This is a genomic window from Paenibacillus allorhizoplanae (assembly GCF_927798215.1).
GTDB lineage: Bacteria > Bacillota > Bacilli > Paenibacillales > NBRC-103111 > Paenibacillus_E > Paenibacillus_E allorhizoplanae.
In genome coordinates this window covers 501,863-518,657 of record NZ_CAKMMW010000003.1, presented here as the reverse complement: position 1 = coordinate 518,657, position 16,795 = coordinate 501,863, and the positions used below count along the sequence as shown (strand labels likewise).

General features: G+C 45.7%; 16 protein-coding genes. 13 read left to right on the top strand and 3 right to left on the bottom strand.

Going from position 1 to position 16,795, the window contains the following annotated elements; translation table 11 throughout:
- The 3 genes from L6I86_RS08440 to L6I86_RS08430 all read left to right on the top strand — a co-directional run bounded on the left by L6I86_RS08440 (position 1) and on the right by L6I86_RS08430 (position 3,427).
- Entirely contained in the window at positions 1–885 is an 885-nt protein-coding gene (locus L6I86_RS08440) for an ABC transporter ATP-binding protein (protein ID WP_236286150.1), read from the top strand.
- Between the two features lie 177 nt (positions 886–1,062).
- On the top strand, positions 1,063–2,358 hold the full coding sequence (locus L6I86_RS08435; protein ID WP_056624226.1) for a homocysteine synthase: 1,296 nt from the start codon (positions 1,063–1,065) through the stop codon (positions 2,356–2,358).
- Positions 2,359–2,560: 202 nt separating this feature from the next.
- Positions 2,561–3,427, top strand: coding sequence for a M15 family metallopeptidase (locus L6I86_RS08430; RefSeq protein WP_236286149.1), 867 nt, complete (start codon positions 2,561–2,563; stop codon positions 3,425–3,427).
- 59 nt (positions 3,428–3,486) lie between these two features.
- Here the strand turns inward: L6I86_RS08430 and namA are convergent, their stop codons facing one another.
- Entirely contained in the window at positions 3,487–4,491 is a 1,005-nt protein-coding gene (gene namA / locus L6I86_RS08425) for an NADPH dehydrogenase NamA (RefSeq protein WP_236286148.1), read from the bottom strand.
- Positions 4,492–4,857: 366 nt separating this feature from the next.
- On the opposite strand from namA, the gene L6I86_RS08420 reads away from it, so the two are divergent.
- Entirely contained in the window at positions 4,858–5,874 is a 1,017-nt protein-coding gene (locus tag L6I86_RS08420) for a Gfo/Idh/MocA family protein (RefSeq protein WP_236286146.1), read from the top strand.
- A gap of 40 nt (positions 5,875–5,914) precedes the next feature.
- Positions 5,915–6,883 carry a helix-turn-helix domain-containing protein gene (locus tag L6I86_RS08415; RefSeq protein ID WP_236286144.1) on the top strand — a complete coding sequence of 323 codons (969 nt, stop codon included), beginning with the start codon at positions 5,915–5,917 and terminating at the stop codon, positions 6,881–6,883.
- A gap of 334 nt (positions 6,884–7,217) precedes the next feature.
- Here the strand turns inward: L6I86_RS08415 and mtnA are convergent, their stop codons facing one another.
- Positions 7,218–8,315 carry an S-methyl-5-thioribose-1-phosphate isomerase gene (gene mtnA, locus L6I86_RS08410; RefSeq protein ID WP_236286142.1) on the bottom strand — a complete coding sequence of 366 codons (1,098 nt, stop codon included), beginning with the start codon at positions 8,313–8,315 and terminating at the stop codon, positions 7,218–7,220.
- Positions 8,312–9,532, bottom strand: a complete 1,221-nt coding sequence (mtnK, locus tag L6I86_RS08405) for an S-methyl-5-thioribose kinase (RefSeq protein ID WP_236286141.1) — start codon at positions 9,530–9,532, stop codon at positions 8,312–8,314. The genes mtnA and mtnK overlap by 4 nt, the downstream gene beginning before the upstream one ends.
- A gap of 238 nt (positions 9,533–9,770) precedes the next feature.
- Between mtnK and L6I86_RS08400 the strand changes: the two genes are divergently transcribed.
- The 8 genes from L6I86_RS08400 to sufB all read left to right on the top strand — a co-directional run bounded on the left by L6I86_RS08400 (position 9,771) and on the right by sufB (position 16,787).
- On the top strand, positions 9,771–10,229 hold the full coding sequence (locus L6I86_RS08400) for a Dps family protein (RefSeq protein WP_236286139.1): 459 nt from the start codon (positions 9,771–9,773) through the stop codon (positions 10,227–10,229).
- A 92-nt stretch (positions 10,230–10,321) separates the two neighbouring features.
- Positions 10,322–10,501: a hypothetical protein gene (locus L6I86_RS08395; RefSeq protein ID WP_236286138.1), complete on the top strand. Its 180-nt coding sequence runs from the start codon at positions 10,322–10,324 to the stop codon at positions 10,499–10,501.
- A 265-nt stretch (positions 10,502–10,766) separates the two neighbouring features.
- Entirely contained in the window at positions 10,767–11,336 is a 570-nt protein-coding gene (locus L6I86_RS08390; protein ID WP_236286136.1) for a DUF1802 family protein, read from the top strand.
- A 166-nt stretch (positions 11,337–11,502) separates the two neighbouring features.
- Entirely contained in the window at positions 11,503–12,333 is an 831-nt protein-coding gene (gene sufC / locus L6I86_RS08385) for a Fe-S cluster assembly ATPase SufC (protein WP_056624201.1), read from the top strand.
- A gap of 53 nt (positions 12,334–12,386) precedes the next feature.
- On the top strand, positions 12,387–13,682 hold the full coding sequence (sufD, locus tag L6I86_RS08380) for a Fe-S cluster assembly protein SufD (protein ID WP_056624198.1): 1,296 nt from the start codon (positions 12,387–12,389) through the stop codon (positions 13,680–13,682).
- On the top strand, positions 13,679–14,905 hold the full coding sequence (locus L6I86_RS08375; RefSeq protein WP_236286134.1) for a cysteine desulfurase: 1,227 nt from the start codon (positions 13,679–13,681) through the stop codon (positions 14,903–14,905). The genes sufD and L6I86_RS08375 overlap by 4 nt, the downstream gene beginning before the upstream one ends.
- Entirely contained in the window at positions 14,892–15,326 is a 435-nt protein-coding gene (gene sufU / locus L6I86_RS08370) for a Fe-S cluster assembly sulfur transfer protein SufU (protein WP_236286133.1), read from the top strand. The genes L6I86_RS08375 and sufU overlap by 14 nt, the downstream gene beginning before the upstream one ends.
- A gap of 63 nt (positions 15,327–15,389) precedes the next feature.
- On the top strand, positions 15,390–16,787 hold the full coding sequence (gene sufB, locus L6I86_RS08365; protein ID WP_056624188.1) for a Fe-S cluster assembly protein SufB: 1,398 nt from the start codon (positions 15,390–15,392) through the stop codon (positions 16,785–16,787).
- Positions 16,788–16,795: the final 8 nt, after the last annotated feature.

The following is a 16,795-nucleotide window of genomic DNA, read 5'->3' as shown; positions in this document are numbered from 1 at the left end:
ATGATTCATTGTGAGAATTTAGTTAAAATTTATAAGGCAGCTGATCTTGAAGTTGTTGCGCTGCAAGGCCTTGACCTTCATATTCAAGAAGGGGAGTTGATGGCCATTATCGGCAATAGCGGCAGTGGGAAATCGACGCTGCTCAATATGCTGGGAGGGCTGGATCGACCGTCGGCTGGCAATCTGAGTGTGGATGGGAAAGATTTATTGAAGTTTAAAGAGTCCGATTTGGTCAAATATAAGCGGGAAACCGTTGGCTTCGTATGGCAAAATAATGCCCGTAACCTGATTCCCTATTTGACGGCACTCGAAAATGTAGAATTGCCCATTCTGCTGCAGGGTCGACGCAAACGCTATCGTGCGCTGGATTTATTGGATGCTGTAGGCTTGAGTCATCGGAGAAATAACAAACTTAATGAGCTGTCTGGCGGTGAGCAGCAACGCGTCGCAATCGCGATTGCACTAGCCAATCAGCCTAGGCTTTTGCTCGCGGATGAACCGACCGGATCTGTCGATACGAAGATGGCGAATCAGATCCTTGATCTGTTTCGAGAGCTGAATCGCAGCTTCGGTCTGACCGTCGTGATCGTTACGCACGATCCTCTTCTGGCGAAGAAGGTAGACCGTGTAGTTGCGATTCGTGACGGCAAAACCTCCTCCGAGATACTACGACGCAAATCCTATCAGGAAGAATTGCTGGAGCTGGAGCAGGGGATTATTTCGTCAGAAGAAGATTCCCATGTTGAATATGCGGTCGTCGACAAAGCTGGCAGATTGCAAATTCCAGCTAACTATCTGGAATCCATAGGTGCTGCGGGGACGAATAAAATGCGTGTAGAAATGGAAAACGGACGCATTATACTACTCCCACAGGACAAAACGTGAGAAATGCTCGTAATCGAAATTCGTTTCGATTGCGGGCTTTTACATATTGGAAATTCTTGTGTTGACTTTAGGTAGAATTTTCCTTTAAACTTATATCATACTATTTTAGTAGGAATTAAATTAGTTATTATATCTTTGGTGGATCCACAATGAATCATTATCCTAGGAGGCATGTTCATGTCAAATTCGGAACGTAAACATTTACCAGAAACACTAGCGATTCACGCAGGTCAAAAGGTTGACCCCGCGACTAATTCACGAGCGGTTCCTATCTATCAAACGACGTCGTATGTGTTCAACGACACCGAGCATGCTGCGAATTTATTTGCACTGAAGGAATTTGGCAATATCTATACACGGATTATGAATCCAACGACAGATGTATTTGAGCAACGTATTGCTGCACTGGAAGGTGCGCCTGCCGCGCTTGCGGTGGCGTCCGGTCAAGCAGCTATCACGTTTTCGATTCTGAACATTGCCGAAGTTGGTGATGAAATCGTATCTGCTTCGGCTTTATATGGTGGGACTTATAATTTATTTGCGAATACATTGCCTAAATTAGGGATTAAAGTGAAGTTCGTTGATGCAAGTAATCCTGATAATTTCCGAGCTGCGATTACGGAGAAAACGAAAGCCATCTATGCTGAATCCATTGGCAATCCCAAAGGGGATGTTTTGGACATTGAAGCCGTAGCGGCGATTGCGCATGAAAATGGCATTCCGCTTATCGTAGATAATACGTTCCCAAGTCCGTATCTGCTTAGACCGATTGAGCATGGCGCCGATATTGTGGTGCACTCTGCGACCAAGTTTATCGGAGGTCACGGTACGACTATCGGTGGGGTTATTGTCGACGGAGGGAAGTTCGATTGGGCAGCAAGCGGCAAATTCCCAGGTTTGACGACACCAGACCCGAGTTATAATGGTGTTGTTTATACGGAAGCGGTCGGTTCGATAGCTTATATTATCAAGGCACGCGTGCAATTATTGCGAGATTTGGGAGCGTCCCTATCCCCGAATAGTTCATTCTTATTATTACAAGGCTTAGAAACGCTGCATCTTCGTCTTGAGCGTCACAGCTCCAATGCGTTGAAGGTAGCTCAATATTTAGAAGCACATGAGTCCGTGGAGTGGGTAAGCTATGCTGGTTTAGAAAGCCACCCGACGTATTCACTGGCTAAGAAATACTTACCGAAAGGTCAAGGAGCCATATTGAGCTTTGGCATTAAAGGCGGTATCGAAGCCGGCAAAAAGCTGATACATGCTGTAGAGCTATTCTCTCATTTGGCCAATGTGGGAGACTCCAAATCCTTAATTATTCATCCTGCAAGCACGACACATTCGCAATTAAATGAGCAGGAACAAGCATCAGCTGGTGTATCTCCTGGACTTATTCGTCTATCCGTTGGAACAGAAGCGATTGAGGATATTATTTATGATTTGGAACAAGCCATCGTCGCTAGTCAGAAGTAAACTTGAAACATTAACCCGTTCCGCATAAAATATGAGAAGGCTGCGATTTAGGAGCTCAACCTAAATGCAGCCTTTTTTGTTGAGCTAAAATAATAGCGAGCATGAAACTTTTTTATCTAAATCGCGGTCTATTACTTTGAAAAGCTTTTTCAACCTCTTGGAGGCATGACGACACGAAATGAAAGGACTAATGAAAACCAACATGAAAATCAAAATGAATGTATCCATTGCCATTCTCTTGGCGTTAACTATTGTGGCAGGTTGTGGGAGTAAGAACGAAGGAGCCTCTACGATTACTCCTAGCCCAACACCTACAGCTAGTGCGACAACAAGCCCCACGGTTTCACCAAGTGTAGGAACGACACCTACGCCATCAGCGACTACTTCACCTGCGGCTACAGCTACAGTGAAGCCATCGTCGAATCCTGTGACTTCACCTGCTGCAAGCCCTACGCCAACTAAGAATGGCGCGATTCAGGTGATTGCCAAACCGGAAAGTATTACGGTTCTCGTCAATAAGATGAACTCGCTGCCATCCAGCTATGAGCCGACAGATCTTGTCTATCCGAACATTGCCTTTACATTTTCCGAAAAAATTGACAAGCGCAAAATGCGCCAAGTCGCAGCAACTGCCATAGAGAAGCTATTCGCTGGAGCGGCCAAGGATGGTGCTCCGTTAGCAGGTGTTTCTGCGTATCGCTCGTATGCAACACAGAAATCCCTTTTTGAAGCCTATGTGAAAAAAGACGGGGAAGAAAAGGCTAAAACCTACAGCGCTGTACCTGGAACTAGTGAGCATGAAACAGGGCTTGCCATCGACGTCACCGGCAGCAATGGGAAATGTGCAGCTGCGGATTGTTTTGGTGGAACGAAAGAAGCGATTTGGTTAGAGAAGCACGCGGGTGAGTATGGTTTTATTATCCGCTACCCACAGGGGAAAGCTGCCATTACGGGCTATCAATATGAGCCATGGCATTTACGATATGTGGGAGCCGACATTGCGAAGGAAATCCAGTCGAAGAACTTGACGATGGAAGAGTATTATCACACTGTTCCTGTTTCGAAATAAATGTATGCCAAAAATCCCGCTGGACGTGTGAAGTCCAAGCGGGATTTTTATGCTTTGGTTTACCATCCTCGTTGATAAGGTCCCGGTGGTGCGAGCTCGACGCGTAAGTCACGGGCGGCAGATCTAGCCCAGTAAGGATCTCGTAACAGCACTCTACCTAGAAAAATAAGATCGGCACGGTGATTCTGAAGAATCTCTTCCGCTTGCTGCGGTTCTGTAATCAATCCGACAGCACCGACAGGGATGTCGGATTTGGTACGAATTTCTTCGGCGAAAGGCACTTGGTAGCCTGGGAAAAAGTTCGGAACGATCGGTGCATTGCCACCGGAGCTGACATCGATCAGATGGACGCCAAGTTCTTTGAGCTGAGTTGCGAAATAGACATGATCCTGCGGTGTAAGTCCGCCTTCCACATACTCATGAGCCGAAATACGGACAAACAGGGGACCACTCCACTGCGTTTGAATAGCCTGAACCGTTTCACGCAAAAAGCGGAATCGTCCCTCTTGATCACCACCGTACGCATCTTGACGATGATTCGAGTAGGGAGATAGGAATTCATTAATGAGATAGCCATGAGCCGCATGTATTTCAATAACGTCAAACCCCGCTTGCTTGGCACGGTCAGCTGCATCAGCAAACGCTTTGATCGTATCCTGAATATCCGTGAGTGTTGCTTCCTCAGGTGTTTTGAACGTATCTGAGAAAGGGATGGCAGATGGGGCTATAATCGGCGTATCCAGGACGGCTTTTCTGCCTGCATGGGCGAGCTGAATGCCTGCATGAGAGCCATGATGATGGATGGACGTGACAACACGCTTTAAGCCATCGATATGTGCGTCATCCCAGATTCCTAAATCTCGCGTTGAGATCCGTCCTTGTGCAGTGACTGCTGTGGCTTCAAATATAAGTAGTCCCACCTGGCCAACGGCCCGTGAAGCGTAATGAATATGATGCCAATCCTTGACTTCACCAGTTTCATCCGATGCATACATACACATAGGTGACATGACGATACGGTTCTTCAAGGTTAAGCCGGCAATGGTGTAGGGTGTAAATAACATGCATAATCAACTCCTTACAAAGGATAGAAATAATTACTCAATTGTATACTATTCCTCTTGGAATTATCAACTTTAAGTTTCTGACCACATAAGAATTTATTGGTTTCCGGTACATGGAAAAACAAATTCTTATTGGCGATAAAAACAACCTTTGAAACGCGGTCGCTCATCCTTGAAGGACTTCGATAGAAGTTTTTTTCATTTAAAAAGCTTGACGTACTAGAGATTCTATCCTAATCTTCGTGTAAGATAATAAATATATGTATGTCGTAATGTTGCACCTTCATCTGTCACGAATTCGAAATTTATCCGCATTCAAGCCCGTGATACAATGAACCCAAGTCACTTATTTGGAGGTCATTCAGGATGAAAGTAGCAATGTTGAGTTTCTGGCATGTACATGCAAAGGATTATGCGAAACAGGTAAACGAGCACCCGGATACAGAGATCGTTGCGATTTGGGACGAGATTGTAGAAAGAGGACAGCAAGAAGCTGAAACACGAGGTGTGGCCTTCTACGCAAGTCTTGAAGAGTTACTAGCCAATCCAGAAATCGAAGCCGTTGTTGTAGATACACCTACCAACCTTCACCGAGATGTCATCATCGCTGCTGCACGGGCAGGTAAACATATTTTTACAGAGAAAGTCATTGCTCCTACGCTTCACGAAGTGAACGAGATCCTCGCAGCTGTTGAGGAAGCAGGCGTGACCTTAACGGTCTCCTTACCACGTTTGAATTCACCATCAACACTCGCTATTCAAGATATCGTTGCTAAAGAGTTATTGGGGCAAATCACGCTTGTGCGTACACGACTCTCACATAATGGCGGAATTTCGACGACGGCGAATCCGAATGGCTGGTTGCCTCAGCATTTCTATAATGCGGAGCAATGTGGTGGCGGAGCACTCATCGATCTTGGTTGTCATCCGATGTATCTCAATCGTCTACTACTAGGTCTGCCCGTCTCTGTAAGCGCTTCTTATGGCTATGTGACGGGAAGAGAAGTTGAAGATAATGCCGTATCGCTGCTCCAATATGATAATGGTGCGTTGGGTATCGTTGAAGCAGGCTTTGTGAATGCATTCTCGCCTTTCGTTATTGAAGTACATGGCACGGCAGGCAGTGTATTATACTCAGAGCAAGATGGCCGTGTTATGCTGCGTACGAACAAGCTGGAAGAAGCGACAGGACAATGGGTGGCTTACGAGGCTATACCAGAGGCAAAGCCAACTGCGTTTGACCAATGGGTTGCACATATTCAAAATGGTACCAAAGCTACCGAAAATATCGGATTGGCTGTAGACTTAACGAAGCTAATGGAAGCTTCCAATCTATCCGTGGCTAGCAAAAGCCAAGTACGTTTGGATTCACTGACCAACTAATACTAATCGCCAAATCTGGAAAGGAAGCGGTGTTTCCTCTATGAGTCAACCCTTTTACTTCGAACCTATGCTAGAAAATCCGATGGCGTTAGATCGTCTAGAATTAAGCTTTCGTTGGGGAGCTTACGGAATTCGAGTATTGCGTTGTCATCTGACTTCCTTTCCAGCTGGAGTGATCGTAAACTATCATCAGCATTCCGAATACGAGATTCACTATATCCCTTGCGGCAAGGGGAGAGTAATTCTAGACGGAATTACACATCCACTCCATGAAGGACTGCTCTACGTCACAGCACCTGGTGTCATTCATCGGCAAGAAGCAGATGAGCATGAAGCGATGGGTGAACTGTGTCTACACGTGGATATTGTGAAACTATCAGATAAGGAAGAAGCAGGATCCTCCGCGTTGTCCTCCTCTGGTTGGGGAGAGGAATGGGAGATGGCAGAAGCCGAAGCATGCATTGGACAGCTTGGTGAACTGCCGCATACGCCAGCAGTGGATCGCCATGAAGCGATGAAATGCTTCCTCGTCGCTTACGAAGCGTGGCGAAACAATCAATTAGGTCAGTACACGGTTATTAAACAGTCCATTATCCAGATGCTGTTAAGAACCGTTAGTGCGTATAAACCGGAACAACAGGGCGTTAATCTGCCAGCTCGTGATATGAAGAACTATCGTTATCAGATGGCCGTTCAATTCATTACAGACAATTTCCGTCGTCCCCTGACTTTGGAGGGGGTAGCTGAGCGCGTGCAGATCAGTTCTAGGCAGCTTCAACGGATTTTCAAGGAAAAGGCCAATGTTTCCTTCAGTGAATACTTGGAGCAAATTCGCCTCAAATTCGTATGCAGCGAGCTGCAGCAGACTACGCTGACACTGGAGAAAATAGCAGAGCGCAGCGGCTTCACGTCCAGCAATTACTTACATTACGTATTCAAGAAGGCACACGGCACAACGCCTAATGCCTACCGTGAAAATACAGTGCTCCAACACGCGAGCACGATGTAAATCCCACAAACAGAGCTATCCGTAAGTAGAGAATCTACTTCTGGACAGCTCTGTTTGTTTTGCTCAAGCTACTCCTACCACCACAAATCAGCAATCCCCCCAGCCGCCACTAGCATCCTACTAACTGGAAAACATACAGCTATTTCGAACCAATTTCGCACTTTGAACCGAATAACTGGAAAAACTCCAGCTATTTTCAGGATTTCTCCGCATAAGAAGCAGATAGCCGGAATTTAACTGGAGTTTTTCCTTCTAAGCTCATAGTTTAGCTGAAGCTGATGAATTTAACTGGAGCTTTTCCAGTTAAACAAATCACTTTCATCCCAACAAAGATCTATTCGAAAAGCTTACGCAGGTTTTCGCCATAAGGTGCCTGAACGATGCCTTTTTCCGTGATAATCGCGGTTACATACTCATTCGGCGTCACATCGAATGCCGGATTGAACACTTTCACGCCAACAGGCGCTGTACGCTTGCCAAATCCTTGCGTGATCTCGTCCTCATGGCGCTCCTCGATCGGAATATCGCCGCCAGTCGGCGTGTTCAAGTCGATTGTCGACAGCGGACTTGCCACATAGAATGGGATGCCATGCGCCTTCGCCAGCACAGCTACGCTGTAAGTGCCGATTTTGTTGGCTACATCGCCGTTCGCCGCAACGCGGTCCGTTCCGACGATGACCGCCTGAATCCAGCCCTTCGCCATGACCGCGCCGGCCATGTTGTCGCAGATCAGCGTGACGTCTACGCCAGCCTGCTGCAGTTCAAAAGCCGTAAGCCGCGCGCCTTGCAGCACGGGCCGTGTTTCATCGGCGAACACTTTGATGTTCAGCCCTTGTTCCTTCGCCAAGTAGAACGGCGCTAACGCCGTGCCGTACTTGGCAGTAGCCAAACCGCCGGCGTTGCAGTGCGTCAGCACGCCGAACCCATCCTCGAACAGCGTGAGCGCATGTTCGCCAATACGGCGGTTGGTGTCTTCGTCCTCCGCCTGAATCACTTGCGCTTCTGTTAGAAGCGCAGCCTTGAACGCATCCGGGCTAACGCCTTCGGCTGCCAAGCTACTTGCTCTCGCACGCATGCGATCGAGCGCCCAGAACAAGTTCACCGCTGTCGGACGTGACGTCGCCAGGTAATCCGCTTGCTTCTGGACTTCTTCCAGAAGCCCATCAACAGCAGCATCCACGCCGCGGATGCCGAGATATACCCCATACGCGGCGGCGATCCCAATCGCAGGTGCGCCGCGAACTTTCAAGTGCCGAATCGCTTCCCACACCTCAATCGGTGTCTCCAGCGGTAAATACACAATCTCCTCCGGCAGCAGTCGTTGATCCAGCAAATCCAGCTGCTGGCCGTTCCAGCGCAAGGATTGCAAAGCACCTTGCACGTCATTTTCAGCACTTACGTTGCTTCCATTTACATCATTCGTAGTCGTCATAGTACAAAACCTCTTTCTGCTGCTCGTGTTGCGATTGCGATTAGCTCATCAATCGTCGTAACCTGACGGTTAGCTCGAATGCTGGCTGTGCCGATCGTTAAGGCCATGCGCTGAGCGCGTTCTCTTGCTGCAGCATCTTCGATTTTATCGATATCGGCGACGTGGGCAAGACCCACTACGCGACGGACCATTTTGGCTCCTGTGAATCCAACCGTATCACGTAGCAAGTTTAACAAGAAGTAATCTTGGTAGCCTGGAGCGGTAAATACACGGTCAACCCCTTGCTCATTCCAAAGGGCACGGAAATTTTCTTCAAAGTGTCTCCATACATCCTTAATGGTTTGTGTTAAATAGGCACGGTAAGCGGAACGGCTTTCTTCATCCTTACTCCAACCTTCTTGTGCAGCAAAGTTAAGTAAGAGATTGGCAAGAACAGCACCAATATCGAAGCCCATCGGACCATAGTAGGCAAATTCAGGGTCAATCACTTTCGTAGAATCGGGTTTGATGAAAATGCTGCCCGTATGCAAATCGCCATGAAGCAGGGCTTGTGCTGAAGTGAGGAACTTATTTCGTAGAATCGCAACTTCGAATTGAAGCTCGCTATCTGCCCAAAGTTGTTCCGCTGCATCACGAATTGGGGCTTCGATATTGTTCGTTTCCGCATCCCGATACGGATCATCGAAGATCAAATCTTCCGTGATTTTGCAAAGTTCAGGGTTGATGAAGCGTCCCAGCTGAATCTTTTTATCTTGTTGATTTTTGCCTAAGTCGGATGTAAAGAACAATGTACTAGCTAGAAAACGCCCGATATGTTCAGCAAAAAGCGGGTATTGGTTACCCTCAATCAACCCTCTGCGCATGATGACATGATCGCTCAAATCTTCCATTACTGTAAGCGCTAGGTCTGCATCATAGGCGTACACATGCGGGACTAGGTCTGGCACGAGCCCTTCTTCAATGATCAATGCTTCGCTTTCAATGCGCGCACGATCGAGCGTCAACGGCCAGGATTCCCCAACAACTTTGGCATAGGGAAGAGCTTGTTTCAAAATAATACTTTTTCCTGTAGCAGCCTCTGTTATACGAAATACGAGGTTTAAATTCCCATCCCCAATTTCTTGGCTGGTCAGATCAGAACCTGGTTGAAATAATTGCGGAATACGGCGTGCGTATTCGATGGCTTGCGCTTCCGATAACGGATGATAAGTGGACATGAGTGAACCTCCTAAAAGTTTTCGTCAGAAAACTGACTTCGTATGCGTCCTCTAATTTGATTGGAATTAATTCCAACTAATTTACTGAGTATTAATTGTCTTTACCTAGTATAAGACAAATTGTTTCCGCATGAAATACACTTTTCGGAAATGTCGTTTATTTTACATAAAATCCGCGTGATTAACGTAAATTAGCGTGTACAAGGACGATTTTTAGGCAAAACGAAGGAGGATTTGCATGACGAGCTCAACATTAGTTTCAACGCAATCCATTCAAACTGTTCTTAATAAGCAAATTTCCAACTGGAATTTACTGTTCGTTAAGCTTCATAACTTTCATTGGTATGTAAAAGGGAATCAATTTTTTACGCTTCATGTAAAATTTGAGGAGCTCTACAATGAGGCTGCGCTGCATGTGGATGAGTTGGCTGAACGCTTATTGGCGATTGGCGGTCAACCTGCCGCTACGATGAAAGCTTACTTAGAAATTTCTTCGCTAAAGGAAGCATCCGGCACGGAATCAGCTACGAAAATGGTTGAAGCGATTATAGAAGATTTCACGATCCTTACGCAAGAGCTGAAGGCGGGCATGCAGATCTGTGAGGAAGAGAGTGACGATACCACATCGGATATGCTTTTGGCGATCCAAACATCTTTGGAAAAGCATCGTTGGATGCTGCAATCATTCCTGGGATGAGAAATTTACACAATCTTTAACTTACACAAACATTCACGATATGAAATTCCATTATCCTAGAGATAGACGATTTCAAAGGATGTGAAATGGATATGAAAATTCTGAATGTCCTATTCGCGATTGCTGTGGGCACTATTTTCCTACTCCTTGCGTACCAGGCAGATGCACCTGACAGCACCCATGATCCGAATCCAATGAAACATAATCAAGACCAGTTTACCCGAATGCAGGTTACGTATGAGAAAACCTCTATCGAGGCAATTCAAGGATGAGCGACCGCGTTTGAAGAGGAGAGACTTTGGACTCCGACCAAAGATCCCTATAAATGGTTTTATCGCCAATAAGAAAATATAAATTTTCGGAAACCGATAACTTATATTTTCTTATGTGGAGAGAAGAATGTAGAGAAATAAAGGAATGGCCGACTTTAGGGCTGTTCCTTTTTATTTTTCCTGAAAATTGTCAATCTGCATTTGTTTTGCTTTCAAAGTTTATTTATAATAGATAGATTAATGAGGAGAACGAGGGGTTGGCGAGATGGGGAATGGGAAAGCATTGAAAGAGTGGGCCTCTGCAGTAAAAGCGTTAGAAGCTGGCTCGCAAATTTTTATTATGCGCAAGGGAGGTATTGTCGAAGAAACAAGAGATTTCCAGGTGGAATCGAATGATTTCTTTCTCTATCCAACATATGAGCATCAGAGAAAAGAACTACTGAAAGAGCAGTATCGCGGGATTATCGATGAAACGTTGGTCAATTGGAGCGCGCAGGATACACACGTAACAATCAACTCCTTTGCCCGAATGGTGGAAGATATCGAAGTCAGCGACCAAGAAAAGCTAAATCAGCTATTCCCTTTTCATATTTGGACAGAAAATTTCACAGAAGAGCGATTGAAGTGGAAACGTAAAAACCCGCTGCATATAATGATTTTAAGGGTTTATACGCTGAACCAACCAATCCAAATTGAGATCGAACAGGCCTATATTGGCTGCAAATCATGGATACAACTACAGGCACTGGTACCGGATGATTCCGGCATGACACCCGTGTTGAATGAGGAAGAATTTAACGCACAAGTTGCTGAAATAAAACGTACTTTGGCGTAAAATTCACGTAGCATTTCACAAAACGCTTGCCTTTTTCATGGAATTGCCCTTTCTTGATTTGTCACAGTAAGTTATAATAGAATTATTCTAATGAGAATCAGTGATAATCATTTCCTATGATTGTCATCTATCTAGTACACTCAAACATTATGGAGGCTTAAAGAAAATGGCAAATTCATCAACATTTACAATAGAGGGTCTGAAAGCGACCATCGAAGGAAAGGAAATTTTGAAAGGTCTTAGCCTAGAAATCAAAGGCGGCGAAATTCACGCGATCATGGGGCCGAACGGTACGGGTAAAAGTACATTGGCATCCGCGTTAATGGGTCACCCGAAATATGAAGTAACAGAGGGCTCTGTTACATTAGATGGCGAAGATGTTCTTGAAATGGCTGTTGACGAGAGAGCTCGCGCTGGCTTGTTCTTGGCTATGCAATACCCAAGTGAAATCACGGGTGTAACGAATGCTGACTTCTTGCGCAGTGCAATGAATGTTCGCCGCGGTGAAGGCAACGAAATTTCTTTGATCAAATTTATTCGTCAAATGGAAGCAAAAATGAAGCAATTGGAAATGAACCCTGAGTTCATGCACCGTTACTTGAACGAAGGTTTCTCCGGCGGTGAGAAAAAGCGTAATGAAATTCTTCAAATGCTTTTGCTTGAGCCTAAATTCGTTATCCTTGATGAAATTGACTCCGGTCTAGATATCGATGCTTTGCGTATCGTTGCTGAGGGTGTTAATGCAATGCGCAGTGAAGAGCGTGGATTCTTAATCATTACGCATTACCAACGTTTGTTGAACTACGTTAAACCTGATTTTGTACATGTTATGATGCAAGGTCGCATCGTGAAATCCGGTGGTCCTGAGCTCGCTGAGCGTTTGGAAGCGGAAGGTTACGATTGGATCAAAGAAGAACTTGGCATCGTTGATGAAACGGTTGGTCAAGACGAGGAAGAATTCAAAATTCCTATGAACACACCAGGGCCGAAGTACTAGGAGATGAGAGACTTTGATCTTAGGGTCAAAGATACTTATAAATGGAGGAAATCATGAGCACTAAAACAACACTTTCCATCGATACTAATGCTGTTACTGAGCTCTCCCGCAGCAAGCAAGAGCCGGAGTGGATGACAGCCCTTCGTACTGAAGGGGTAGCATTAGCGAATTCGTTGGAATTACCTATACTAGAAAAAACAAGAATCGACCGTTGGAGCATTTCCGCCTACGGTTCCTATAAAGAGCAAGCAGCTTTGAGCTCACTTGATGCACTGCCTGAAGTGACTAAGGGCTTGACGAGTTCTGGCAACCTGATCGTACAACGCAACTCCGGTATCGTGTTCAATCAAGTATCCGAAGAATTGAAAAAGCAAGGCGTTATTTTCACAGATCTTGAAACGGCTGTTCGTGAGCATGGAGATTTGGTTAAACCTTACTTCATGAAGGCTGTTCAAGCGAATGAAAATCAACTTACAGCTTTGCATGCAGCATTATGGAATGGCGGTATTTTCATCTACGTTCCCAAAAACGTTGTTGTTGATATCCCACTTCAAGCTTTGTTTGTTGCAGATGATGCAGAAGCTACGTTTGCACCGCACGTTCTCATCGTTGCTGAACAATTCAGTTCCGTTACGTATGTAGACAACTTCGTGTCTTCCGTTGGCGGTGCAGATCTTGTACAAAACGGGATCGTTGAAGTGTTTGCAAAACCAGGTTCACGCGTTAGTTATTCCTCCATTCATAGCTTGGAAGCATCCGTAACAGATCTCACTTATCGTCGTGCGATTCTTGAAGATGACTCCCGTATTGGTTGGGTTGTTGGTGAGTTGAACTATGGGAATTCGATGTCCGATACGACGTCTATTCTCAAAGGGAAAGGCTCCGACTCCGATGCGAAAGTCATCTGTGTGGGTACGCACGAACAGAAATTAAACTTGACGACTCGCGCTGTTCATTGGGGCAAAGCGTCTACAAGCGATATGATTACACGCGCAGTTATGCGTGATAGCTCTACAGCGATTATCAACGGAATCACGAAGATCGAGAAAGGCGCACAAGGCTGTAACGGTCAACAAACCGAGAAAGTCTTAATGCTTAGCCCGAAAGCTCGCGGAGACGCGAACCCGATTCTTCTCATTGATGAAGATGATGTTAAAGCAGGTCACGCTGCAAGTGTTGGGCAAGTGAATGCAGAACAAGTTCATTACCTAATGTCCCGTGGGATTACCAAGGAAGAAGCTCAACGCTTAATCATTTACGGATTCTTGGCACCAGTTGTTTCCGTAATTCCAGTTAAGAGCGTTGAAGAACAGCTGCAAAGCTTAGTGGAGAGGAAGCTAGGACAATGATATCTGCCGAGATACGTGAACTTTTTCCCATTCTGAAGCAAGAAGTGAACGGTCATCCTCTGGTTTACTTGGATAGTGCTGCTACTTCCCAGAAGCCTATTCAGGTGATCGAGGCACTGAAGCATTACTACGAGTGGGATAATGCGAACGTTCATCGCGGGGTTCATACCCTAGGTTCCCGAGCAACTGATGCGTATGAAGGAGCTAGAGCCAAAGTGGCTAAGTTCATCGGCGCAGCTAGTGAGCAGGAAATTATTTTCACTCGCGGCACTACAACTGCTATCAATATTGTGGCAGCTAGCTTTGCCGAATCGGTACTTCGTGAGGGCGATGAAATCGTCCTTACACCGATGGAGCATCACAGCAACCTGATCCCTTGGCAGCAAGCTGCTAAGAAATCAGGCGCAACTTTAAAATATATTCCGCTGCAGCCAGACGGATCCGTATCCCTTGCAGATGTTGAGAACACCATTACCGATCGTACTAAGATTGTTTCGATTGTGTATGTGTCCAATGTGCTCGGCGTCATCAATCCGATCAAGGAAATTGCCGCTATTGCCCACAAGCATGGTGCCAAAATCATGGTCGATGGTGCGCAAAGCACACCTCATATGAAAGTGGATGTGCAAGATTTGGATTGTGACTTTTATGCATTATCCGGGCATAAGATGTGTGGACCTACCGGAATCGGGGCATTGTATGGGAAGAAGTCTTTATTGAATAACATGGAACCTGTTGAGTTTGGCGGAGAAATGATCGATCATGTCGATCTTTATGAGTCAACTTGGAAAGAACTTCCGTGGAAATTCGAAGGCGGAACGCCTATGATTGCAGGAGCAGTTGGGCTTGGCGCGGCCATCGACTTCTTAACCGAAGTTGGGATGGATAACATATTTAAACATGATGTGGAGCTCACGAACTACGCATTGGATCGTATGATGCAGATTCCTGACTTAGCTGTATATGGTCCTACAACGAATCGTGCAGGACTGGTAACGTTCAACCTTGGGGATGTTCATCCTCATGATGTAGCAACCGTGTTGGATTCCATGGGTATTGCAGTTCGTGCTGGTCACCACTGCTGCCAGCCACTTATGAGATGGTTAGAACAAAGCAGCACGGCTCGTGCAAGCTTTTATCTATATAATACGGAAGATGATGTAGACCGTCTTGTGACGGCTTTACTGAAAACAAAGGAGTACTTCGGCGATGCAATTGGATGATTTATACCGTAGAGTAATTATGGATCACTATAAAACTCCTCGCAACCGTGGAAAATTTGAGTCCGGCGAGTCCGTTACGATTGACCTTAACAATCCAACCTGTGGGGATAAAATTTCCCTGCAGATGCAAGTTGAAGAGGGTATCGTGAAAATGGCGAAATTCACAGGTGAAGGCTGCTCGATTAGCTTATCCTCTGCATCCATGATGACGGATGCTGTCAAAGGCAAAACAGTCGAAGAAGCACTGAAGATGGCTGATAATTTCTCAGGCTTGATGAAGGGCGAATCCGTAGAATTTGAATATGAAGACATTGAGGCCCTGTCGGGCGTTAACAAATTTCCAGCGAGGATTAAATGCGCAACTCTGGCGTGGAATGCACTACGCAAAGGGATTGAACATTCTCATAAGACCGATAACTAACGCATTTGCGGGTGGAATAGGTTAAAGATATGGAACAAAGAGAACGTTAAGGAGGAATCAACCATGGCGAAACAAATGCCAGATTTAGAAGATTACAAATATGGTTTTAGAGATGAGCACAAATCCATTTTCCAATCCGGTAAAGGCTTAACTCGTGAAATCGTTGAAGAAATCTCAAGAATTAAAGGCGAACCAGAATGGATGCTAGAATTCCGTCTGAAATCCCTTGAGCAATTCTTCAAAATGCCTATGCCACGTTGGGGCGGAAACATGGATGACTTGGATTTCGATGATATCCAGTACTATGTTCGTCCATCCGAAAAGCAAGGTAAAACGTGGGAAGAAGTTCCTACGGAAATTAAAGAAACGTTCGACAAGCTTGGTATCCCTGAAGCAGAGCAAAAGTTCCTTGCTGGTGTATCTGCACAGTATGAGTCTGAGGTTGTTTACCACAGCATGCAAAAAGAACTTGAAGATCAAGGTGTTATCTTCACAGATACAGACACAGCTCTTCGTGAATATCCGGAGTTGTTCAGACAATATTTCGGAACGATCATTCCGCCAGCTGACAACAAATTTGCTGCATTGAACAGCGCAGTTTGGTCCGGAGGATCCTTCATCTACGTACCAAAAGGCGTTAAATGTGAAGTGCCTTTGCAAGCTTACTTCCGTATTAACTCCGAGAACATGGGTCAATTCGAGCGTACGCTGATCATCACCGACGAAGATAGCTTCGTGCACTACGTTGAGGGCTGTACAGCTCCAATCTATAGCACGAACTCACTTCATAGTGCGGTTGTTGAGATCGTTTGTCTGAAGAACTCCCGTGCTCGTTACACAACGATCCAAAACTGGGCACCTAACATCTACAACCTCGTTACGAAACGTGCGGTTGCAGAAGAAGGAGCTACAATGGAGTGGGTTGATGGTAACATCGGTTCCAAGCTGACAATGAAGTACCCAGCAGTTGTTCTTAAAGGCCGCGGCGCTAAAGGGATGGTTCTTTCCATCGCTGTTGCAGGCAAAGGTCAACATCAAGATGCGGGCGCGAAAATGACGCATTTGGCACCAGATACAACTTCCACGATTGTTTCTAAGTCGATCTCCAAGCATGGCGGTAAAGTAACGTACCGTGGTTTGGCTTCCTTCGGACGTAACTCCCAAGGTTCCAAAGCTAACATCAAGTGCGATACGTTGATCTTGGATAACGAGTCCACATCGGATACAATTCCTTACAATGAAATCCTGAACGATAACATTACGCTTGAGCATGAAGCAACAGTATCCAAGGTATCTGAGGATCAATTGTTCTACCTCATGAGCCGTGGTCTTACAGAAGCAGAAGCAACGCAAATGATCGTTATGGGCTTTATCGAGCCATTCACCAAAGAACTTCCGATGGAATATGCCGTTGAAATGAACCGTCTCATCAAGTTCGAGATGGAAGGATCTATCGGTTAATCTCCAGA